The organism is Glycomyces salinus (assembly GCF_016428645.1).
Classification (GTDB): domain Bacteria; phylum Actinomycetota; class Actinomycetes; order Mycobacteriales; family Micromonosporaceae; genus Glycomyces; species Glycomyces salinus.
Genome location: NZ_JAELXW010000043.1, coordinates 38,555 through 58,682 on the forward strand (window position 1 = coordinate 38,555; position 20,128 = coordinate 58,682).

At 70.1% G+C, this 20,128-nt stretch carries 21 protein-coding genes and 1 pseudogene; 12 read left to right on the plus strand and 10 right to left on the minus strand.

Translation table 11 applies throughout. The features are described 5' to 3' along the window. Positions 1–15 precede the first annotated feature (15 nt). The 6 genes from JFB92_RS13720 (at position 16) to JFB92_RS13745 (ending at position 6,099) form a co-directional block, all read left to right on the plus strand. Positions 16–2,412 carry a sensor histidine kinase gene (locus JFB92_RS13720; protein WP_199039573.1) on the plus strand — a complete coding sequence of 799 codons (2,397 nt, stop codon included), beginning with the start codon at positions 16–18 and terminating at the stop codon, positions 2,410–2,412. Positions 2,413–2,430: 18 nt separating this feature from the next. After that, complete coding sequence (locus JFB92_RS13725) at positions 2,431–2,829, plus strand: roadblock/LC7 domain-containing protein (RefSeq protein WP_199039576.1); 399 nt, start codon at positions 2,431–2,433, stop codon at positions 2,827–2,829. 231 nt (positions 2,830–3,060) lie between these two features. After that, on the plus strand, positions 3,061–4,737 hold the full coding sequence (gene ctaD / locus JFB92_RS13730) for an aa3-type cytochrome oxidase subunit I (protein ID WP_307789159.1): 1,677 nt from the start codon (positions 3,061–3,063) through the stop codon (positions 4,735–4,737). Positions 4,738–4,831: 94 nt separating this feature from the next. Further along, positions 4,832–5,386 (plus strand): nicotinamidase, encoded by a 555-nt coding sequence (locus JFB92_RS13735; RefSeq protein ID WP_199039581.1) that lies wholly within the window; start codon positions 4,832–4,834, stop codon positions 5,384–5,386. A 96-nt stretch (positions 5,387–5,482) separates the two neighbouring features. Then, on the plus strand, positions 5,483–5,719 hold the full coding sequence (locus JFB92_RS13740) for a FitA-like ribbon-helix-helix domain-containing protein (RefSeq protein ID WP_199039582.1): 237 nt from the start codon (positions 5,483–5,485) through the stop codon (positions 5,717–5,719). Beyond that, entirely contained in the window at positions 5,716–6,099 is a 384-nt protein-coding gene (locus JFB92_RS13745; RefSeq protein WP_199039586.1) for a type II toxin-antitoxin system VapC family toxin, read from the plus strand. The genes JFB92_RS13740 and JFB92_RS13745 overlap by 4 nt, the downstream gene beginning before the upstream one ends. Before the next feature lie 241 nt (positions 6,100–6,340). Here the strand turns inward: JFB92_RS13745 and JFB92_RS13750 are convergent, their stop codons facing one another. Together JFB92_RS13750 and JFB92_RS13755 are read right to left on the minus strand one after the other, a co-directional pair. After that, positions 6,341–7,108: an isoprenyl transferase gene (locus tag JFB92_RS13750; RefSeq protein WP_199039589.1), complete on the minus strand. Its 768-nt coding sequence runs from the start codon at positions 7,106–7,108 to the stop codon at positions 6,341–6,343. Positions 7,109–7,190: 82 nt separating this feature from the next. Next, positions 7,191–9,068 carry a phosphoenolpyruvate carboxykinase (GTP) gene (locus JFB92_RS13755; RefSeq protein WP_199039592.1) on the minus strand — a complete coding sequence of 626 codons (1,878 nt, stop codon included), beginning with the start codon at positions 9,066–9,068 and terminating at the stop codon, positions 7,191–7,193. A 404-nt stretch (positions 9,069–9,472) separates the two neighbouring features. On the opposite strand from JFB92_RS13755, the gene JFB92_RS26185 reads away from it, so the two are divergent. Next, on the plus strand, positions 9,473–9,595 hold the full coding sequence (locus JFB92_RS26185) for a hypothetical protein (protein ID WP_269847936.1): 123 nt from the start codon (positions 9,473–9,475) through the stop codon (positions 9,593–9,595). 6 nt (positions 9,596–9,601) lie between these two features. Here the strand turns inward: JFB92_RS26185 and abmR are convergent, their stop codons facing one another. From abmR to JFB92_RS13780, 5 genes are all read right to left on the minus strand, one after another. Next, positions 9,602–10,156, minus strand: a complete 555-nt coding sequence (gene abmR / locus JFB92_RS13760) for an ATP-binding transcription factor AbmR (RefSeq protein WP_199039595.1) — start codon at positions 10,154–10,156, stop codon at positions 9,602–9,604. A gap of 63 nt (positions 10,157–10,219) precedes the next feature. Then, the gene (locus JFB92_RS13765) at positions 10,220–10,906 is read right to left on the minus strand and encodes a hypothetical protein (RefSeq protein WP_199039597.1); all 687 of its coding nucleotides are present in this window, start codon (positions 10,904–10,906) and stop codon (positions 10,220–10,222) included. Positions 10,907–10,920: 14 nt separating this feature from the next. Then, a complete protein-coding gene (locus JFB92_RS26190; protein WP_199039600.1) occupies positions 10,921–13,527 on the minus strand; it encodes an FtsK/SpoIIIE domain-containing protein in 2,607 nt (868 codons plus the stop codon). Then, positions 13,524–14,312, minus strand: coding sequence for a hypothetical protein (locus JFB92_RS13775; protein ID WP_199039603.1), 789 nt, complete (start codon positions 14,310–14,312; stop codon positions 13,524–13,526). Before JFB92_RS13775 ends, JFB92_RS26190 begins: the two co-directional genes overlap by 4 nt. A 15-nt stretch (positions 14,313–14,327) precedes the next feature. After that, a complete protein-coding gene (locus JFB92_RS13780; RefSeq protein WP_199039606.1) occupies positions 14,328–14,594 on the minus strand; it encodes a hypothetical protein in 267 nt (88 codons plus the stop codon). A 203-nt stretch (positions 14,595–14,797) separates the two neighbouring features. Between JFB92_RS13780 and phoH2 the strand changes: the two genes are divergently transcribed. From phoH2 to JFB92_RS13800, 4 genes are all read left to right on the plus strand, one after another. Continuing rightward, on the plus strand, positions 14,798–16,081 hold the full coding sequence (gene phoH2 / locus JFB92_RS26620; protein WP_199039609.1) for an RNA 5'-3' helicase PhoH2: 1,284 nt from the start codon (positions 14,798–14,800) through the stop codon (positions 16,079–16,081). Between the two features lie 70 nt (positions 16,082–16,151). Beyond that, a complete protein-coding gene (locus tag JFB92_RS13790; RefSeq protein WP_199039612.1) occupies positions 16,152–16,835 on the plus strand; it encodes an aggregation-promoting factor C-terminal-like domain-containing protein in 684 nt (227 codons plus the stop codon). Positions 16,836–16,872: 37 nt separating this feature from the next. After that, positions 16,873–17,523 (plus strand): aggregation-promoting factor C-terminal-like domain-containing protein, encoded by a 651-nt coding sequence (locus tag JFB92_RS13795; protein ID WP_199039614.1) that lies wholly within the window; start codon positions 16,873–16,875, stop codon positions 17,521–17,523. Between the two features lie 50 nt (positions 17,524–17,573). Further along, complete coding sequence (locus tag JFB92_RS13800; RefSeq protein WP_199039617.1) at positions 17,574–17,978, plus strand: DUF2784 domain-containing protein; 405 nt, start codon at positions 17,574–17,576, stop codon at positions 17,976–17,978. Here JFB92_RS13800 and JFB92_RS13805 read toward each other — a convergent pair. Next, on the minus strand, positions 17,930–18,628 hold the full coding sequence (locus JFB92_RS13805) for a DUF998 domain-containing protein (protein WP_199039620.1): 699 nt from the start codon (positions 18,626–18,628) through the stop codon (positions 17,930–17,932). The two genes, JFB92_RS13800 and JFB92_RS13805, sit on opposite strands and share 49 nt — an antisense overlap. 155 nt (positions 18,629–18,783) lie before the next feature. On the opposite strand from JFB92_RS13805, the pseudogene JFB92_RS13810 reads away from it, so the two are divergent. Continuing rightward, positions 18,784–18,906, plus strand: a pseudogene (locus JFB92_RS13810) (DUF255 domain-containing protein); the annotation flags it as partial. Between the two features lie 150 nt (positions 18,907–19,056). Here JFB92_RS13810 and JFB92_RS13815 read toward each other — a convergent pair. Next, a complete protein-coding gene (locus JFB92_RS13815) occupies positions 19,057–19,758 on the minus strand; it encodes a hypothetical protein (RefSeq protein WP_199039626.1) in 702 nt (233 codons plus the stop codon). Positions 19,759–19,824: 66 nt separating this feature from the next. Continuing rightward, on the minus strand, positions 19,825–20,082 hold the full coding sequence (locus JFB92_RS13820; RefSeq protein ID WP_199039628.1) for a hypothetical protein: 258 nt from the start codon (positions 20,080–20,082) through the stop codon (positions 19,825–19,827). Between the last annotated feature and the right edge of the window lie 46 nt (positions 20,083–20,128).

The following is a 20,128-nucleotide window of genomic DNA, read 5'->3' on the forward strand; positions in this document are numbered from 1 at the left end:
GAAAGGACTCCCCCGATGTCCCGAAAAGCCCGTCAGCGCACCAGCCGGCTCCCGATCCGCATGCAGCTGATGCTGCCGATCGCCGCCGCGCTCATGGGCATGCTCGTCCTCGGCCTGTTCCACACCGTGAACGTGTGGGGCTCCTACCAGGACGCCACCGACGCGCAGGTCCTGACCGACCTGTCCAAGGGCCTGTCCGACACGCTCGACGGGCACCAGAACGAGGGCGCTCCCCTGCTGGAGGGGACCCTGACCGGCTCGATGGAGGAACTCGACGTCGAGGCGCTGCGGTCGACCACCGACGAGGCGATCGCCGATCTCGAGAGCGCCGCCGACGAGGCGGCCGAGCGGTACCCGAGCCTGCGGACGGCGCTGGACGAGCTGAGCGTCCGCATCGAGGGCCTCGACGCCGCCCGGGAGGGCATGGACGCGCTCGCCGCCGGTGAGGCCGGGTTCGAGGACGAGGTCGTCGTCGAGTCCTTCGAGGCCTACCGGACGCTGGCCGAGCGGATCGTCAGCCTCGCCTCGCGGCTGCCGAACCTGGTCGACGACTCCGACATCGCCTCCCAGCTGGACGCGGTGGCCGCCTCGATGCAGGCCGGGCGCCTGGCCTCGGAGATCCAGTTCCGCGTCACCGCCGACCTGGCCCGGCTGGACGCCGAGGGCGCGCTGGCGGTCGACCGGGAGTCGCTGTCGCTGGCCGCGTACCTGTCCGGCGAGTTCGACCGGCAGATCCGCGACTTCCAGAACAGCGCCTCCGACGAGGTCGCGGCGGTCTATGAGCGGACCGTCGGCGACGCGGAGCCCTCGCGGGCCCGCGAGGCGCTGACGGTCTACCTCAACGGCGACATCCCGCGGAGCATGAGCGCGGCCGACTTCTCGGCGGCGCAGGGCACCGTGGTCGAGGCGCTCCACCAGACCCAGTCGCGGGCGATGTCGATCCTGGTCACCGACGTCGAGCAGCTGCGCGACGCCTCCACCAGGACGCTGCTGACGACGTTCGCGCTCATCATCGTCCTGGCGCTGACGGCGATCATCTCGGCGGCGATGCTGGCCCGGCGCATCAGCCTCCGCGTCGACGGGGTGCGGGAGGCGACCCTGACGGCCGCCTACGACACGCTGCCCAAGACCGTCGCGGCGGTCTCCCAGGCCGGGCACGCCGACGAGGTCGACCGGCTGCTGGAGACGGCGAAGAAGCAGACGGTCATCTCGACCGACGCCCGGTACGCCGACGAGCTCGACAGCCTCGCCGAGGCCTTCAGCGCCGCGCACCACCAGGCGCTGCGGCAGACGGCGAACCAGGCGCTGCTGCGATTGGACGTCGAGGCGATGATGAAGACCCTCGCGCGGCGCGGGCAGAGCCTGATCCGCCGCCAGCAGCAGGTCATGGAGGAGCTGGCCGAGAGCTCGGCCGAGCCGATCCCCGAGGAGTGGCGCAGCGTCTACCACCTGATGTCGCGCATGCGGCGCAACGAGGAGAACCTGCTGCTGCTGGCCGGGGGCGACCCGGCCCGGCGCTACGACCGGCCCACCGATCTGGCCGCGATCATCCGCGACGCGGTCGGCGAGATCGAGGGCGCCGGGCGGGTGCTGGTGGAGAACCAGGTGTCGGCGTTCCTGGAGACCAAGCCGGCCGGGGACGTGGCGCGGATCCTGGCCGAGCTGCTGGACAACGCCGCCGCCTACTCGCCGCCGAGCCAGCAGGTGCGGGTCACCTCGCGCCGCTCGGGCTCGGAGATCGTCATCTCGGTCGCCGACGACGGCATCGGGCTGGGCCCGGAGCAGATGGCGGCGATCAACCGGCGCCTGGCCGAACCGACCCAGCTGAACTCGGAGCTGACCGCGACGATGGGTCTGCTGGTGGTGGGGCGGTTGGCCGCCGAGCACTCCATCAGCGTCCAGCTGCACTCGACGATGGGCAAGGGCACACTCGCGCTGGTACGCCTCCCGTCGTCCATCCAGGACGAGTCGCATGCGGTGTCGGCGCCGCTCAGCTCGGCCCGGCGGGCCCTGGCGGCACAGGCCGCGAACCTGCCGGTCACCGGCACCGGTACCGAGGCCGACGCCGACGGCGCCGCCGAACCGATCGTGCCCCGGCCGAGACGGGCCGGAGTCACCCCCGAACCACGGCCGGTAGCAGGAACGGAGCCCGGCGCAGGGCCCAGTGCGGGGGCTCCCGAGGAGCCGGTGGGTGTTACCTTCAGGAAGGTGAAGCAAAGAGCCCTCGAATCCTCCGGCAGGGCGAACGGTGCGGAGCTTCCGCAGCGGACGCCCGGTTCGCGGCTGTTGCCAGGCTCGGTCCCCGGACCCAACGCCGGCGGTGTGGCCGATCTGGACCCGGTCGAGATCCGCGACCGCCTGACCGGATTCGCCTCCGGCATCGCGGCGGCCTCGGAGCAGGATCAGCGATGACAACTAGAAAGCAGCGAGATGGATAGCAAGGACAACAACGTCGGCGAACTCGACTGGCTCCTGACCTCCTTCGTGGAGAAGGTGCCGGACGTTTCCGAGGCCCTCACCGTGTCCGTCGACGGCCTGGCGATCGCGGCCTCCCAGGGGCTGTCGACCGACCGCGCCGACCAGCTCGCCGCGATCACCTCCGGGCTCGCGAGCCTGACGACCGGCGCGGCCAAGGTCCTCGACGCCGGGCGCATCCGGCAGTCGGTGATCGACATGGACGAGGGCGTGCTGCTGCTGATGGCCGTGGGCGACCGCGCGCAGGTCGCTGTCCTGGCCAACGCCGGCTGCGACCTCGGCCAGGTCGGATACGAGACCGCGCTGCTGGTCAAGCGGGTCTACGCCGCGCTCGAGCCCGACGCCCGCAACTGACCCGCGCCCGCGTCTGGGAGATTCCTCACCAGAGGCGGCGGTCGGGCCGGACCCCGCCCGACCGCGGCTCGGCGAGCCCCGTCGACGCGGGCACTCGAGCTGCGACAACCACGCTGAGCGCCACTTCGGCTACACAGCGCCACGCCGCTTCCCGCTTGCCCCTCCGCAGCGGCGGCGGTCCGAGGGATTATCCTGCCTTCGCTACCTGGAATGAGAATCTGGAGGCCCAAGGTGACCACGGTTGAACCCAAGGTCGAACCAACGCCTATCGTCGCGCGCCCCTGGCCGGTGCGGCGGGAACCGAAGGGCTCCTGGCTCGCTCGGACGCTGCGGACCACCGACGCCAAGCAGATCGGCCTGCTGTACTTCGTGACCTCGTTCGCGTTCTTCGGCATCGGCGGCATCCTGGCCCTCCTGATCCGCGCCGAGCTGTTCCAGCCCGGTCTGCAGATCGTCTCCTCCGAGCAGTTCAACCAGTTGTTCACGATGCACGGCACCATCATGCTGCTGATGTTCGCCACGCCCATCGTGTTCGCCTTCGCCAACTACATCGTGCCGCTCCAGATCGGCGCGCCGGACGTGGCGTTCCCGCGGTTGAACGCCTACGCCTACTGGCTCTACCTGTTCGGCTCCACGCTCGCGGTGGCCGGCTTCATCACCCCCGACGGGGCCGCCGCGTTCGGCTGGTTCGCCTACCAGCCGCTGTCCAACGCGGTCAACTCCCCCGGGATCGGCGCCGACATGTGGTTCATCGGCCTGACCATCTCGGGTCTGGGCACCATCCTCGGCGCGGTCAACATGGTCACCACGATCGTGACCATGCGGGCCCCGGGCATGCTCATGTTCCGCATGCCGATCTTCACCTGGAACATCCTGATCACCGCGTTGCTGATGCTGCTGGTCTTCCCGATCCTGGCCGCGGCGCTGCTGGCGGTCGTGGCCGACCGGCAGCTGGGCGCCCACGTCTTCGACTCCGAGACCGGCGGCGCGATCCTGTGGCAGCACCTGTTCTGGTTCTTCGGCCACCCCGAGGTCTACATCGTGGCGCTGCCATTCTTCGGCATCGTCTCCGAGATCTTCCCGGTCTTCAGCCGCAAGCCGATCTTCGGCTACAAGACCCTGGTCGCGGCGACCCTGGCGATCGCGGGCCTGTCGATGGCGGTGTGGGCCCACCACATGTACGCCACCGGCTCGGTCATGCTGCCGTTCTTCTCGCTGATGACCTTCCTGATCGCCGTCCCGACCGGCGTGAAGTTCTTCAACTGGATCGGCACGATGTGGAAGGGCCAGCTGACCTTCGAGGCGCCGATGCTGTTCAGCCTCGGCTTCCTGGTCACGTTCCTGCTGGGCGGCCTGTCGGGCGTCCTGCTGGCGAGCCCGCCGATCGACTTCCACGTCTCGGACTCCTACTTCGTGGTCGCCCACTTCCACTACGTGCTGTTCGGCACCATCGTGTTCGCCGTCTACGCCGGGGTGTACTTCTGGTTCCCGAAGGTCGCCGGGCGCATGTACGACGAGCGGCTGGCGAAGGTCCACTTCTGGCTGACCTTCATCGGCTTCCACACCACGTTCCTGGTCCAGCACTGGCTGGGCAACGAGGGCTTCCCGCGCCGCTACGCGGACTACCAGGTCGGCGACGGTTACACCACGCTGAACATGATCTCGACGGTCGGGGCGTTCATCCTCGGCCTGTCGACCCTGCCGTTCATCTGGAACCTGTTCAAGTCCTGGAAGGCCGGGCGCGTGGTCGAGACCAACGACCCGTGGGGCTACAGCGCCTCCCTGGAGTGGGCCACGAGCTGCCCGCCGCCGCTGCGCAACTTCGACCGCATTCCGCGCATTCGGTCCGAGCGGCCCGTCTTCGACGAGAAGTGGGGCCACTTGGTCAAAGAAGTCAAAGGCCACTGAGCTGTGATGAAAGGGGCCCGGAACTCGCAGTTCCGGGCCCCTTTCACGTCCCCACCCCTTTCACCGGAGCCGGTTCCGCCGATAGGCTTTGCATATGAGCCGGGCATTGATCGTGGTGGACGTCCAGAACGACTTCTGTGAGGGAGGCTCGCTCGCGGTGGCGGGCGGGGCCGAGGTGGCGCAGCGCGTCACCGAACTGATCTCCTCCTCCGAGGGCCGCTGGGACCACGTGGTGGCCACCCGGGACTGGCACATCGACCCGGGCATCCACTTCTCCCCCGAGCCGGACTTCCGCGACTCCTGGCCGCCGCACTGCGTGGTCGGCACGCCCGGATCGGACTTCCACCCCGACTTCGACCACGAGCTGGCCGAGGCCGTGTTCGACAAGGGCGCCTACGAGGCGGCCTACTCGGGCTTCGAGGGCTCGGCCGGCGAGACGGGCCTGGCCGAGTGGCTGCGGGACCGCGACGTGACCGAGGTCGAGGTGGTCGGCATCGCCACCGACCACTGCGTGAGGGCCACGGCCCTGGACGCGGCCCAGGAGGGCTTCAAGACGAAGGTGCTGGTCGACTACACGGCCGCGGTCGCCGAGGAGACCAAGCAGAAGACGCTCCAGGAGTTCTTCGACGCCGGAGTCGAAGTCGCCTGACTAGTGACACTTGCTTCGGTGTGCGACACGCAGACTGCAGGTCCCATATATTTGAATCGGGAAGTGTTAGCTTCGGGCATGACTTTGGAGCGAACCATGACAAAGACCGTGCAGATCCGTGATCTCGACGAGGAAGTCGTAGCCGAACTCAAAGCGAGAGCCGCTCGTGCTCGTCAGTCGCTGTCCACCTATGTCGGGCAGATTCTTACCGAGGCCGCATCCCGACCCACGCCTGAGCAGCTACTCGAACGAGTCGAGGGGCTCCGGAAGATCGGCCGTGGAGCCACTCACGAGGAGATCATGGAAGAACTCCGTCGAATCCGCGAATCGTGATCGTTCTCGACAGCTCCGCCTTGATCGAGGCCGCGGTGGGCGGAGAGGCTCGTCCCGGGCTCCTTCGCGAAATCATCGGAACCGAACTCCACGTCCCCCACCTGCTCGACTACGAATACCGCAACGCCCTTCGGGGGATGGTGCTCGGCGCGAAGATCTCCGGCAAGCTCGCTGAAGCCGGCCTGGTGTTCAAGAAGACCATGCCCATTGTTCGCTATACGGACGAGATCACCGGCGACAGGACTTGGGAACTTCGAGCGAACTTCAACCCGTACGACGCCAGCTACATCGCACTGGCCGAGCGTCTGGGGTGCCCCCTGGTCACGACGGACGCCAAGATGGAGCGTGGCGCACGGACTATCGAAGTCCGTCTGTACTGACCGGAGAAACACGCCATCAGCTTCGGTACCTGCTTCGATGCTCAGTTAGCAGCCGCCCCAGGACCTCATTTAGAGTCACACCGCCGAATTCTGTCTCGGCCAGTCTCGCTAGGGCTCTCCGGGTGTCATCTGATATCCGGATTGTAGTCGTATCTTCTCGCTTACCCATATCCAGACCGTACTCAAACCGTGGATCGACACGGCAGAAGTCTCGATCGCCGCGTGCCGTGCTAGGTCGGAACTACTTGCCGTAGCGGCGGTTGCGGGTGGCGTAGGAGCGGATCGCCCGCAGGAAGTCGACGCGGCGGAAGTCGGGCCAGTTGGTGTCGCAGAAGTAGAACTCGGTGTAGGCCGACTGCCACAGCAGGAAGCCCGAGAGGCGCTGCTCGCCGGAGGTGCGGATCAGCAGGTCGGGGTCGGGCTGGCCGTTGGTGTAGAGGTGGCGGGCGATCGCCTCGGCGTCGACGGCCTCGGCGACCTGTTCGAGGGTCGCCCCGCCGGCGGCCTTCTCGAGGATGAACGAGCGGACCGCGTCGGTGATCTCCCGCTGGCCGCCGTAGCCGACCGCGAGGTTGACCTGCATGCCGGTCTTGGCGGCGGTGCGCTGCTGGGCCTCCTTGAGCGTCGAGGCCAGCTCGGGCGGCACCACGTCGAGCGCGCCGACCGTGCGCAGCCGCCACGGCTGGTCGGGCTCGGCCAGTTCGAGGGCCAGTTCCCCGATGATGTCGAGCAGCTGCGCCAGCTCCTCGGGGGGCCGGGAGACGTTCTCGGTCGACAGCAGCCAGATCGTCACGTGCTCGACGCCGAGCTCGGCGCTCCACTCCAGGAAGCGCTCGATGTGCTTGGCGCCGGCCCGGTGGCCGTCGGCCGGGTCGGTGTAGCCCATGTCGCGGGCCCAGCGGCGATTGCCGTCGACCACGATCGCGATGTGCTTGGGCAGCGGCTTTCCCGCCAGTTCGCGGGTCAGCCGCCGCTCGTAGATGCGGTAGAGCAGATTCTCGATCGCCACAACCGGCAATTGTAGGCCGGAACGCCCTCACGCCGACACTGGTGGAGGCGTTTATTTGCGCAGCGTCCCGGCGGCAGTGCCGCTACTCACGGGTCGGGCGGCCCGTGTCGAGGCGGTTCTTGAGCGCGTCGAGCTCGGACCACAGCATCGTGGGCAGCTTGTCGCCGAAGCGCGCGAACCAGCCTTCGATGAGCGGGACCTCCTCGAGCCATTCGTCGCGGTCGACGTGCAGCGCCGCCTTGAGGTCGGCCGGTTCGAGGTCGAGACCCGAGGCGTCGATCGACTCGGGGGTCGGGCAGTGCCCGATCGGGGTCTCGACGGCCTCGGCGGTGCCTTCGAGGCGCTCGACGATCCATTTGAGAACCCGCGAGTTCTCGCCGAAGCCCGGCCACAGGAAGCGGCCGTCGTCGCCGCGGCGGAACCAGTTGACGTAGAACACCTGCGGCAGGACCGACTCGTCCACGGCGGCCTTGCCCATCTCGATCCAGTGCCCGAAGTAGTCGGCGGCGTTGTAGCCGATGAACGGCAGCATCGCCATCGGGTCGCGGCGGACGACGCCGACCTTCCCGGCCGCGGCGGCGGTGGTCTCGCTGGAGAGCGTGGCGCCCATGTAGACGCCGTGGACCCAGTCGCGGGCCTGGGTGACCAGCGGGACGGTGGTGGCGCGGCGGCCGCCGAAGAGGATCGCGTCGATCGGGACGCCGCGCGGGTCGTCGTAGGCGTCGGCCAGGACCGGGCACTGCTTGATGGGCGTGCAGAAGCGGCTGTTGGGGTGGCTGCCGGGTCCCTCGGAGTCGGGCGTCCAGTCGCGGCCGTGCCAGTCGATCGCGTGGTCGGGCGCGGTGCCCATGCCCTCCCACCAGACGTCGCCGTCGTCGGTGCGGGCGACGTTGGTGAACAGGGTGTGGCCGCGCTCGATGGTGCGCATGGCGTTGGGGTTGGTCTTCCAGTCGGTGCCGGGCGCGACGCCGAAGAAGCCGTATTCGGGGTTGGTCGCCCACAGGCGGCCGTCCTCGCCGAAGCGCAGCCAGGCGATGTCGTCGCCGAGGGTCTCGACCTTCCAGCCGGGGATGGTGGGCTCGAGCATGGCCAGGTTGGTCTTGCCGCACGAGGAGGGGAAGGCGCCGGTGACGTGGTAGACCTTCCCTTCGGGGCTGGTCAGACGGATGATGAGCATGTGCTCGGCCATCCAGCCCTCGTCGCGGCCGATGGCCGAGGCGATGCGGAGCGCGTAGCACTTCTTGCCGAGCAGGGAGTTGCCACCGTAGCCCGATCCGTAGGACCAGATCTCGCGTTCGGCCGGGAAGTGGGAGATGTACTTGGTCTCGTTGCACGGCCACGGCACGTCGGCCTCGCCCGGTTCCAGGGGCCGGCCGACCGAGTGCAGGCAGGGCACGAAGTCGGCCGCCTCGCCCATCTTGTCGAGGACGGCGGTGCCCATGCGGGTCATGATGTGCATCGAGACGGCGACGTAGGCCGAGTCGGTGATCTCGACGCCGAACTTGGGGTCGTCGGCCTCGAGCGGGCCCATGCAGAAGGGGACGACGTACATGGTGCGTCCGCGCATGGAGCCGCGGTAGAGGTCGGTCATGGTCTCGCGCATGTAGTCGGGCGCGGTCCAGTTGTTGGTGGGGCCGGCGTCCTCGGAGTCGGGCGAGCAGATGAAGGTGCGCTCCTCGACGCGCGCGACGTCGGTGGGGTCGGTGCGGGCCAGGAACGAGTCGGGTTTGGCTTCGACCGGTTCGAGCGTGCCGAAGGCGACCAGTTCGGCGGTCAGCCGCCGCCATTCGGCGTCGGATCCGTCGCACCAGACGACCTGGTCGGGGTCGGTCAGTTCGGCGACGTCGCCGACCCAGGCGAGCAGGCGCGGGTGGCGGGTCGGCGGATCGGTCAGCCCCGTGGTCGGTTTCGCGGTCGTGGTTTCGGTGCTCACTGTCGCTCCTTCGAATGCTGTGCTCATTCACGGCTGGCGGGCGGGTCGGTCGCGGGCAGGGTCACCGGCCGGGACCGGTGGTGCCGACGCTACGTGAACGCGGGGTTTCGCGCAGGAAGTCGTGCTCGAATGATGCGGCGTTGAGCAGGGATTCGGTTTGCGGATTCCTACAAGATGCTTGTATGAGATCGAAATGAGCAGAATTATCGGTCATTCGGGCTCAGTCGATCATCTTCGAGCAACCTTCGATGAATTTAGCTCGCTGTTCAAACGAAGAGTGATGGTTTCACGCAGTGTTCGCGCGCATTAGAGCGCGATATCGTGGTGGTTACCCGCCGATGAAACGCCCGAATCCGGTCGTTCGGCGGGCGCGGAGGCGCGACTTGTACGAGGATGCGACGTACCTGTCGGAATCGAGCACGGAGGCGGCGATGGCGCATCGCAGGGAGCCCGAGGAGCCGGGCAATCGGCGGGCCCGGGCGTGGGCGGTCGCGGTGGTCGTGGTGCTCGCGCTGGGGATGGCGGTCTATCTGGCCTGGACGGTGCGGTGGTAGCGGCCGCTAGACGGCCGGTCCGCGGCGGCGCAGGTCGTCGACGCTGGTCATGGCCTCGCGCAGTTCCTTGAGCCAGTCTTCGGCGTGCTGCTCGACCAGGCGCACGCACCAGGAGAGGGCGTCCGAGCGGGAGGAGGCGACGCCGGAGCCGACGAGGGTGTCCAGGACCAGCCGCTCGGGCTGGCGCAGCCGGGTGGTGACCGGGATGGACTGGTGGGTGAAGACCATGGTGGTGGCGCCGCAGCGGGCGCCCCAGGATGCCTGCCGGTGGTAGCGGTACTGGAGCTGCTGGGCGATCTGGACGCGCATCTCGCGGGTGGCCTCCCGGAAGCGGGAGATGCGGCCCTCCTCGGTGGCGGCGCGGTCGGACTCGGTGGCGTCGGACGGGTGGTCGGGCGCCGTCAGCGGGCAGATGATGATCATCTCGTCGCGGTCGACGGTGACCTCCGGGAGCCCGGCGATCCATCCGTCGGGGAAGATCCCGTAGATCCACGCCGGGGCGTCGTCGGTGGACGGCAGGGGCCCGTACTGCCACGAGCTGGTGTCGTCGATGCCGGCCATGTGCACGCCCTCCTCGGGTTCGGTTGCCGCCTCAAGGTGTACCGCATGGCCGCAACCGCTCTGTCACATCCCCCGCAGGAACACCGCCGCCAGGGAGCAGGAGACGACCACGCCGGCGGCCAGGCAGGCCAGGAGGTGGCCGGGTCGGGGCCGGACGCGGTACTGCCAGGACTGCCAGACGCCGAGGGCGACCGGTCCGGCGGGTATGCCGAGGAAGAGCACGAGGGCGGCCAGGGCCTGGCCGACCGAGCCGGCCTCGCCTTCGCCCGAGCCGGAGAGGATCCAGGCCGCGGTGGCGACGGCGGCCGCGGCGCAGGCCGCGCCGATGACGGCGGCGCCGATCTCGGTGTGGCGCGGCGCCTCCATGGGCAGTTCGCCCTGGCGGGCGAGGGTCAGGAGGCGGTCGGCGCGGCGCAGTCGCGCGCGGACGCGGCCGGCGTCGGGTACCGGCTCGGCGCGAGCGCGGTCGAGGGGTCCGGCCGCGGCCGGGGTGGGCCCGGTGCGGCGGTGGCCCACGAAGCCGCCGAGGGCCCGCCAGAGGACGGCGACGGTCTTGTCGGTCTCGGCCACGAGGGTGGCCGCTTCGACGGCCGCTCCGTTGGCCTGGTCGCGTTCGGCGCGGGCGGCGGCGACGCTCTCGGTCAGGGCCGCCGTCTCGGCGCGGTAGGACTCGCCCACGGACGCGATCTCGGCCTCGGCGGCCTCGCGGTCGGCCAGGTAGGCGGCCACGGCCTCGTGGTAGCCGGTCATGGGCGGATCTCCCTTCAGTTGAGCGGGCCGTCGAGGACGGCGTCGGGTCGGGCGATCGCGGCACCGGTCGCGTAGGGGATGACGACCTGCGGGCGGCGGTGCCTGGCGCGGTCGAAGTACAGGCCGCGGCGGAGCCGGGGGTACCAGGCCGGGCCGCCGGAGGCCGGGGAGAGCGGCGCGAGCTCGGGGCCCTGGACGTCGAGGGCGAGCCAGGCGTCGACGGCGTCGAAGCGGGCCGAGAAGCCGCCGAGGTCCTCGCGCAGGCGCGGGACGGACCGCCACCAGCCGAGGGTGTGCAGGTGCCGCTCGGGGCCGTCCAGGAGCATCGCGCGCAGACTGGCGGCCTGGGCGGGGTCGAGGCGGGCCGAGCCGGCGTCGACGGCGTAGACGAGGTTGAGCCGCAGGGTCCCGTCGGCGCGGTCCTCCCAGTCCTTGCAGGCGTCGGCGAGGTTGTCGTGCCAGTCGACGCTCGCGCCCTCGGCTTCGAGCGCCGAGGCCAGGCCGAGGGCGCCGGTGGCGGCGTCGGGTTCGAGACAGCAGATGTCGACGGCGAGGTGCTGGGCCCTGGCGGCGGTGAGGGCGGCGCTGGCGAGGACGTCGGCGGCCTCGGCCGAGCGGGTGCCGAGGACGGCGAGGTTGCGGCCGGGCGCGCGGTGGAGGGCGAACTCGGCCCCGGCGGCGGCGACGTCGATGGTCTGGCCGAGGATCGCCGTCTCCGGGGCCGGGGTCCGGCCGGTCAGGTCGGGCACGTGGTCGCCGTCGAACAGCGCCGGGGGCTCGTTGCCCTCTGGGCGGGCCTGCCACAGGCGGTGCTGGAGCGGCTCCCAGGCTTCGGCGTGCCCGGCGTTGGGCACGGCGACGGTGCGGTTGGCGCCGGGCACGCCGGACTCGTCGTTGACGATCGCGCAGAAGCGCGGGACGGTGTCGGCGGCGTGGTTGCTCTCGGCCAGGACCCGGCGGGCCTTGGGCAGGGCGATGCGGAGGGTGAACTGGGCGACCAGGCTCGGCCGGCCCCACAGCGCCTCGATGCCGGCGATGTCCTGCGAGGCGAGGACGAGGTGGATGCCTTGGCTGCGGCCGCGCCTGGCGAGGTCTTCGAGGAGTTGGACGGCCTCGTCGGTGACCGCGTCGCGGGTCTCCAGGAGCACCTGGAACTCGTCGACGACGGCGACGATGCGGGGCCAGTGGCCCTCGGGGTCGGCCGCTCGGAGCTCTTCGAGCTTGGTGGCCTCGTGGGCCTTGGCGGCCTCGGCGCGGCGGCGCAGCTCGGTCTTGAGGTGGCGCAGGAGCGCGAGCCCGAACTCCCGGTCGTCGTTGATGTTGACCCCGACCAGGCGCACGTGCGGCAGCCAGGTGGGGTCGCGGCGGCCGGAGGCGAAACGGGCGAAGGAGACGCCCTCTTTGAAGTCGAGCAGGTGGAACTCGAGCTCGTCGGGGCTGTAGGACGAGGCCAGGGACGCGATCCAGGCGTACAGGAGGTTGGTCTTGCCGGAGCCGGAGGGGCCGCCGACCAGGGCGTGGGGCGGGTTGTCGCCGAGGGAGACGATCGCGGGCTCCCCGGTGGGGCTCTCGCCGAGCGCGGCCTGGAGGCCGGTGTCCGATCTGGCGGCCCACAGCCGCCGCGGCAGGAGGTCGACCAGGCGGGCCGGTTCGCGTCCGGCCGCGTGCTTCTCGGCGACGGCCTTGGCGGTCGCGGTGATCGTCGGCGTCGGCGGCGGGCCGTCGAGGCGGACGGCGGCGCCGAGGCCGGGGCAGGCGGTGTCGGTCAGCAGCGGCATCCCTTCGTCCAGGTCGCCGACGGTGACCAGGTGGACCCCGGCGGCGACGCCGGTGCGCCGCAGCCGGGCCAGTTGGGCGCGGTCGTGGTCGTGCCACCGGTCGATGCCGGAGTCGACCAGGACCAGGACGCGCCAGGGTTCGGGGCGCCGTCCGGTCGCCGAGGCGAGGCCGGCCAGGCTCTCGTGCTCGCCGGCCAGGACTTCGGCGTTGATCCTGCGGACTTGTTCGACCAGGTCGTCGAGGGTCTCGCGGAGCCCGGAGGGGCCGATGAAAGACAGCAGGCCGGCCTTGCCGAGCGGGGCGAACGCCGACAGGGAGCCGCCGAGGCGCTCGGGGTCGTAGACGTGGAGGCGGACCAGGCCGGCCGGGGCCGATCCGACCGCGCGCAGCAGCAGGCCCGGGAGGGCGGGCGCGGCGGACGCGTCAAGGGCGAGGTGGTCGCGGTCGAGCAGCCCGACCAGGGCGGGCAGGGCGGCCTCGTCGTCGAGCTCGCCGACGCGCAGCAGCGGGGCCGGGCCGCGGCCCAGGGTCGACACGGGCTCCCATTCGTCCCAGGTCGCACCGGCGGCGGCCGGGGCGGCCTCGGCCGCGGCGGCGCGGGCGGCCTCTATGCCGGAGGCCAGGGTCTGGTCCCGGCGGGCTCGGAGCGTGGCGAGCATGCGCTCGTGGATGGCGGTGAGCTTGGTCCGCTTGCGGGCGGCGGCGGTGATGGTCGCCTCGGCGCGGGCGCCGGCGGTCTGGGCCGCCGCGGCCGTGCGCTCGGCCAGCAGGCGGGCCTCGCCTCGGGCGGTGCCCAGTTCGTCGGCGAGCGCGGCCACGAGTCGTCTGCGCCAGCTGCTCATGTCGGTCGGCCCTTCCGTTCGCTCTTGCCCAGACGGTGGAGTGCGGCGACCAGGGCGGGTCCGACGGCCGCGGTGGCCGCGGCGTCCCGCTCGTCGCCGTCGCGGTCGGGCAGTCGGAGGGTGCAGGCCGAGGCGAGGGCGGCCTCGATCCCCGGTTCGGCGGCCCCGGGCACGAGGGCGCGGACGCGGTCGGCGGTGCGCGAGCGCAGGAGGGGGATGTCGCGGGCGGCGGGGGCGCGGCCGAGGTGCTCGGCGGCGAGGGTGCGGACCAGGGGCCAGGCCAGGCCCGGGAGCTTGGTGCCGGTGCCGGGGCCCGCGTCGCGCAGCAGCCGGTGGTAGTTCGCGGCGTTGCCGTCGGCGGCGGCGCGGAGCATCTCGTTGAACAGCTTGGTGGGCGGCGAGGAGTCGGGGCTGCCGCTGCCGGTGCGTTCGCACAGTTCGTTGACGCGGTCGGTCCACCAGCGGCGCAGGTCGACCGGGGCGGCCTTCCGCACCGGCGCGGGTGCCGGGCCAGTCGCGGCGGGCACGGCCGGTCCGGAGGCGCCGATGGACTCCAGGTAGTCGTCGACGGCCTCGCCGGCCTCGGTCAGGCGCTTGCGGGCGGCGGCCAGGTGCTCGCGGGCCGCGCCGAGCCGGTGGAGGCCGACGTCGGTGTTCGATTCGCGGGCGGCCTCGGCGAGTTCGGCCAGGGCGGTCTCCAGGTGCGCGTCGGCGGTGTCGACGCCGGGCGCGGGGAGGTCGGCGGCCAGGGCGCGGAGTCTGCTGGCGAGGGCGGCCACGTCCAAAGGGGTGCTCCGTTCTCAGAGGGTCGCCGCGTAGGCCGCGGCCTGCTCGGCGGCGGCGAAGGTGGCGGCGAGGGACTGTTCGAGCTCGGAGGCGGCCTGCGCGAGCGCGGCCTGGGCGGTCGAGACGGACTCGTGGCCGGATCCGGCGGTGACCGCGTTGAGGCTGCCCTGGGCGGCCTCGATGTTCTGGCTGGCCGCGGTGATGGCGGCCTGCCCGTCGCGGACCTGCTGGAGGGCAGCTGCAATGGCCGACTTCAGTTCGGCGACGCTCACGGTGGACACGATGTTCATTCTCACCGAGAAACCGCCGACTCGCAGTGATCGACCGACAACACGGCGTGTCTGCTTTGTCGGATTCCCGACGCTCCAGTGACCTGGGGTGACGGTTTCATCGCATTTAACGGTGGCGGAGTGACACACCTCCCAACTACAGTGGCAGTACCAACGGGGCCAGTTCCCCCACACATCGACACCGGGAGGCGACCGTGCTATCACAGCGCACTTACGTCCTCGACACCTCGGTTCTCCTATCGGATCCTGGAGCGTTCACACGGTTCGACGAACATCACGTGGTCATTCCGCTCGTCGTGATCAGCGAGCTCGAGGCCAAGCGGCACCATCCCGAACTCGGCTGGTTCGCCCGCGAATGCCTCCGGCGACTGGACGAGCTGCGCATCAGGCACGGGCGCCTCGACGAACCGATTCCGATCGGCGAGGCGGACGGGACCTTCCGGGTCGAGCTCAACCACGTCGACACCTCCGGCCTCCCGGCCGGATTCGCCGTCGACTCCAATGACTCGCGCATCCTCGCCGTGGCCTGCAACCTCGGCCAGGAAGGCGAGGACACGGTGTTGATCACCAAGGACATGCCGCTGCGGGTCAAGGCCGCCTCGATCGGGGTCCCGGCCGAGGAATACCGGCACGGCCAGGCGGTCGACCCGACCTGGTCGGGCATGAGCGAACTCGGCCTGGCCGACGAGGAGCTGTCGCGGCTCTACAACGGCGAGGAGATCGACCTGCCGCCGGAGACCGACCTGCCCTGCCACACCGGGCTGGTCCTGGGCGGGGCGAGCGCCTCGGCGCTGGGCCGGGTCACGCCCGACAAGCGCATCCGGCTGGTGCGCAACCGGGAGGTCTTCGGCATCCACGGGCGCAGCGCCGAGCAGCGGGTCGCGCTCGACCTGCTGATGGACCCCGAGCTGGGGATCGTGTCCCTGGGCGGCAAGGCCGGCACCGGCAAGTCCGCGCTGGCCCTGTGCGCCGGGCTCGAGCAGGTCCTGGAGCGGGAGGTCCACAAGAAGGTCATCGTGTTCCGGCCGCTGTACGCCGTGGGCGGGCAGCAGCTGGGCTACCTGCCCGGCTCCGAGGGCGAGAAGATGAGCCCCTGGGCGCAGGCGGTGTTCGACACCCTCGGCGCGGTCACCAACGACCACGTCGTCAACGAGATCCTCGAGCGCGAGATGCTCGAGGTCCTGCCGCTGACCCACATCCGGGGGCGGAGCCTCCACGACGCGTTCGTGATCGTCGACGAGGCGCAGTCGCTCGAACGCGGAGTGCTGCTGACGGTACTCTCCAGGATCGGGCAGGGATCGAAGGTCGTGCTCACCCACGACGTCGCGCAGCGCGACAACCTGCGGGTCGGCCGCCATGACGGGATCGCCTCGGTCATCGACGTCCTCAAGGGACACCCACTGTTCGCACATGTAACGCTCACAAGGAGTGAGCGTTCGGAGATCGCAGAGATGGTGACGAACCTGCTCGAGGGCTGATCGAGCGTCTCTGGCATGCTGTGTCGCGGGCTTGTGTCTACACTCGCCCGCGACACAGGAGTTGTGAGAGATGATCCCACTGCTGACCCGCTACGGTGCGAAACTCGCCGCCGTACTCGTTCTGGCGCTCGGGGCGGTCATTGCCGTCAACGCCGTCACCGACGACACCTCCGCGCTCGACGAGCGGCACCCCAGCCGGGCCGCGGCCGAGCAGCAGGCCGAGGCCGCGGAGGTCGCCGAGGAATTCCGGTTCCAGCACGTCAACTACATCGCCGAGACCGCCGGGGCCGACGTCACCGTCAAGGCCGACGCGGTCGCCGATTACGCCCTCTCCAAGGCCGAGGGCCTCGACGAGGCCGAACAGGCCGCCGAAGAGGCGGCAGAGCAGGCCGCCGAGGAGGCCGCGATGAACACCAACCCCACCTCGGTCGACGTCCCCTCCAGCTGCGACGAGTTCTCCGGCAACCGCGCCACCGGCTGCGCCATCACCCTCGAATGGGGCTTCGACCTGGAGCAGTTCGGCTGCCTCGAACCGCTGTGGACGAAGGAGTCGGGCTGGAACGAGCTGGCCGCCAACTCCATCGGCGCCTACGGCATCCCCCAGGCGCTGCCGGGCTCCAAGATGTCCTCCGAGGCCGACGACTGGGAGACCAACCCGGTCACCCAGATCCGGTGGGGTCTGGGCTACATCGAGGGCCGCTACGGCACGCCGTGCGAGGCGTGGGCGCACTCGCAGGCGAACAACTGGTACTGAGCGAGCTTTCCCGCCGCAGGAAGAGGACTGACCCCCTATGCTCCCCCTGCTGACCCGCCATGCCTCGCGGATCGCGGCCGTGCTGGTGCTCGCTCTCGGCGGCGTCATCGCCGTCCTGGCGATCACCGACGACGCCTCCGATCTCGACGAGCGGCACCCGAGCCGGGCCGCCGCGGAGGCGCAGGCCGAGGCGGAGGAGGCGGCCGAGGAGTTCCGGAACGAGCACGTCGACTACATCGCCGAGACCGCCGGGGCCGACGTCACCGTCAAGGCCGAGGCCGTCGGCGACTACGCCCAGGACAAGGCCGAGGGCCTCGACGACGCCGCCGAGGAGGCCGCGATGAACACCAATCCGACGTCGGTGGACATCCCGTCGAGCTGCGACGAGTTCTCCGGCAACCGCGCCACCGGCTGCGCGATCACCCTCGAATGGGGCTTCGACCTGGAGCAGTTCGGCTGCCTGGAGAAGCTCTGGACGAAGGAGTCGGGCTGGAATGAGCTGGCCGCCAACCCCCGCGGCGCCTACGGCATCCCCCAGGCCTACCCGGGGTCGAAGATGGCCTCCGAAGCCGACGACTGGGAGACCAACCCGGTCACCCAGATCCGGTGGGGCCTGGGCTACATCCAGGGCAAATACGACACGCCGTGCGCGGCCTGGGCCCAATCCGAGGCCGAGGACTTCTACTAGGCCGCCCGTTCTGGGACAATCGGGGCGCACCCGTTGGGAGGAGGTGCCCGGTGGGATACCGGATTCTGGCCGACGTCGCCATGACGGCCCACTTCCTGTTCCTGGTGTACCTGGTCGTGGGCGGATTCGTGGCGTGGCGCTGGCCGAAGACCTGGTTCGCGCACGCCGCGGTGGCCGTCTACGGGCTGGTGATCACCCTGTACGGATTCACGTGCCCGCTGACCCCGCTCGAACACGACTTCCGGCGGCGCGCCGGCGAGGAGGGCCTGGAGCCGACCGGGTTCATCGACACCTACATCGAGGGGATCGTCTACCCCGAGCGGTACGCCGCGACCGCCCAGTGGGCGGTCGCGGCGGTCGTCGTGATCTCGTGGGCGGGGCTGCTGGTCAAGCTCCGGCGGCGCCGTCAGGCGGCCGCGACCAGTTCGCGCCGGGCCGGGGCCTCCTCGCGCTGAGCGGCGCTCCGCGTCCCGCCGCGCAGCCAGCTTCCGAGGCAGGCCAACGCCACCAGCTCCGAACCGACCGTCGTCCGCTGGTTGAGCCCGGCCGCGTCGGTCCAGTGCGGGGCCTCGACCCCGAAGAACGCCAGCGCGTAGGGCAGCGAGGTGACCGCCAGGGCCACGACCGCGATCCAGCTGCACGCGGCCACCACGCGGCCGACGCGCTCGCAGCGGCCCGACCAGCGGCTGTAGGCGAGGCCGAGCGCGATCATGGTGCAGAACGCGGCGAACGCCGCGTAGCGGTGCACCAGGTGGACCGCCGAGAACTCCGAGGTCCCGAGCGGATCGGTGGGGAACAGCGCGACCAGTGCGATCAGGCCGCTCCAGACGTACAGCAGGGCGCTCATCCAGCGCGGCGCGCCGTTGGCCCGCGCGAGGAGCCCGAAGGAGGTCGCGCCGACGGCGAACAGGCCGAGCGAGACCGGGAAGAGCCAGCCGAGCGGGGAGTGCAGGGTGGCGCTGAGGACGTCGTAGGCCGGGTTCTGGCCGGAGGTGAGGTGCAGGACGATCATGGCGGCCAGGCCCAGGACGATCCCGGCGAAGCCGACCGTCGCCGTTCCCTTGCGGAAGGCGTTCGGGTTGTTCAGGGGCGCAGGTGAAGTCATGTATCCAGACTCGCCGCCGAACGGGCCTTGCGCAGTGACGCGGACGGGCGTCTTGGAGGCGGTGCCAGCCCGCCCCCGGCGGTAGGGTGGGCGGTCCCCGGGGGTAGGGCTGGCTGTACCTGACCGCGACCAGCCGCGTGTGACAGGCTGGTGGCATGAACGAGCTCGCTGAAGCACTCTCGCCGTATCTGCGCCAGCACGCCGAGAACCCGGTGGCATGGCGGCAGTGGAGCCCGGAGGCCCTGGCCGAGGCCGAGCGCCGCGACGTGCCGCTGGTAGGCGAAACGGCCGTTCCACCTCCTGGCAGATCCTGATCCGCAATGTACACGGATCCGCATGACGCGGATCATGGCGAAGAGCGGGACGCCCCTGGTCGATGTCCTGATGAGCTGTAACTCGGGCCGGCTCTGAGAAGTGTGGTACTTGGCTCAATCATCGAGGAGCGCAGCCGCAATGGACGGGTCCATGAGATTGGACCAGACCTGCTCCCCACTCGCGAGGACTCTCGTCGGCATAGAGGTCTCGGGATACCAGCCGTCGCGGTCACAGCCGGGAACCCTGGCGAGAACGACGGCCAGAAGTTCCCGCGGCACTGAACCGGTTATCCGGACGGCAACATACGTCTCATGTCCTTGGTCGGCTCGCACGAGCATACCGACCGCTGCATCGGCTCCGGTGAGTGTGGCGGTGTGCTCTTCGCCGTCGAGCAACGACGCTCGCACCAAATCGTTCAGGACAGACTGGATATGGCGAATCAGCCTGACTGCCGCCTCGGCAGCCCAGCGGTCATCATCGTCCCGGCTCGGACGCAATCCAATGCTGTGGGTATCGGTAGTCAGTGGTGGATTGGATTTCGCGTTGTAGCGGGTCCTGTCGTCGCGAGCACGAGAGACCAGAGCTTCGTAGAAGTCATCAGCGCTGCCGTCCTCCCGCAGTCCGGCGGCCACCAACCACGGGGTCTGACTGCTCGCGTCGACCCAGACAGCACCACGCCATCGCTGGACCTTGACCTTGAAGAGGATCTGATCGTCGATGGCGCGGATCCGCTCTCGAGCGGAGTTCGGGTCGCCGAATAGTCGGACCGTCTTCGCGACCAGTGTGTGATCGAGCTCGTCGAGAGGCTCGTTCACAGGTGGAATCGGGAACTTGAGGTCTTCCCGCAGACAACGCAGGGTGGGTCGGGCGCGGTGGGCCATCTACTCGCGAACTCCGCCGAGTTCGTCGAGCCGTTCTGGTGACAGACCTGTCAGCAGCGAGACCTCGGATGCCATGGTTCCATCCAGCACACGCATCGACTCGACCATGCCTTGATGGATTTCTTCCCGCCGTTTTTCCAGGTAAGAGCGCACGGCCTCGTCGACGAAGTTCTTCTTGCTGACGCGCAGAAAATGGGCGCCCTCCGAGATCAACTGGTTGGTCAAAGGGTCGACCTTGAGCGGCGATTGCTGAGTCATGGACACCTCCTAAGTACCTAAAGGTACCAAGTCCAAGCGATTCTCG

Excerpts from the sequence above, each read along its gene's own strand:
- JFB92_RS13755 (WP_199039592.1), bottom strand. The coding sequence starts at position 9,068 with ATGAGCACAGCATTCGAAGGAGCGACAGTGAGCACCGAAACCACGACC.
- JFB92_RS13720 (WP_199039573.1), top strand. The coding sequence starts at position 16 with ATGTCCCGAAAAGCCCGTCAGCGCACCAGCCGGCTCCCGATCCGCATG.
- JFB92_RS13790 (WP_199039612.1), top strand. The coding sequence starts at position 16,152 with ATGATCCCACTGCTGACCCGCTACGGTGCGAAACTCGCCGCCGTACTC.
- JFB92_RS13795 (WP_199039614.1), top strand. The coding sequence starts at position 16,873 with ATGCTCCCCCTGCTGACCCGCCATGCCTCGCGGATCGCGGCCGTGCTG.
- JFB92_RS13725 (WP_199039576.1), top strand. The coding sequence starts at position 2,431 with ATGGATAGCAAGGACAACAACGTCGGCGAACTCGACTGGCTCCTGACC.
- JFB92_RS26190 (WP_199039600.1), bottom strand. The coding sequence starts at position 13,527 with ATGAGCAGCTGGCGCAGACGACTCGTGGCCGCGCTCGCCGACGAACTG.
- JFB92_RS13740 (WP_199039582.1), top strand. The coding sequence starts at position 5,483 with ATGACAAAGACCGTGCAGATCCGTGATCTCGACGAGGAAGTCGTAGCC.
- JFB92_RS13735 (WP_199039581.1), top strand. The coding sequence starts at position 4,832 with ATGAGCCGGGCATTGATCGTGGTGGACGTCCAGAACGACTTCTGTGAG.
- JFB92_RS13765 (WP_199039597.1), bottom strand. The coding sequence starts at position 10,906 with ATGACCGGCTACCACGAGGCCGTGGCCGCCTACCTGGCCGACCGCGAG.
- JFB92_RS13805 (WP_199039620.1), bottom strand. The coding sequence starts at position 18,628 with ATGACTTCACCTGCGCCCCTGAACAACCCGAACGCCTTCCGCAAGGGA.
- JFB92_RS13820 (WP_199039628.1), bottom strand. The coding sequence starts at position 20,082 with ATGACTCAGCAATCGCCGCTCAAGGTCGACCCTTTGACCAACCAGTTG.
- JFB92_RS26185 (WP_269847936.1), top strand. The coding sequence starts at position 9,473 with ATGGCGCATCGCAGGGAGCCCGAGGAGCCGGGCAATCGGCGGGCCCGG.
- abmR (WP_199039595.1), bottom strand. The coding sequence starts at position 10,156 with ATGGCCGGCATCGACGACACCAGCTCGTGGCAGTACGGGCCCCTGCCG.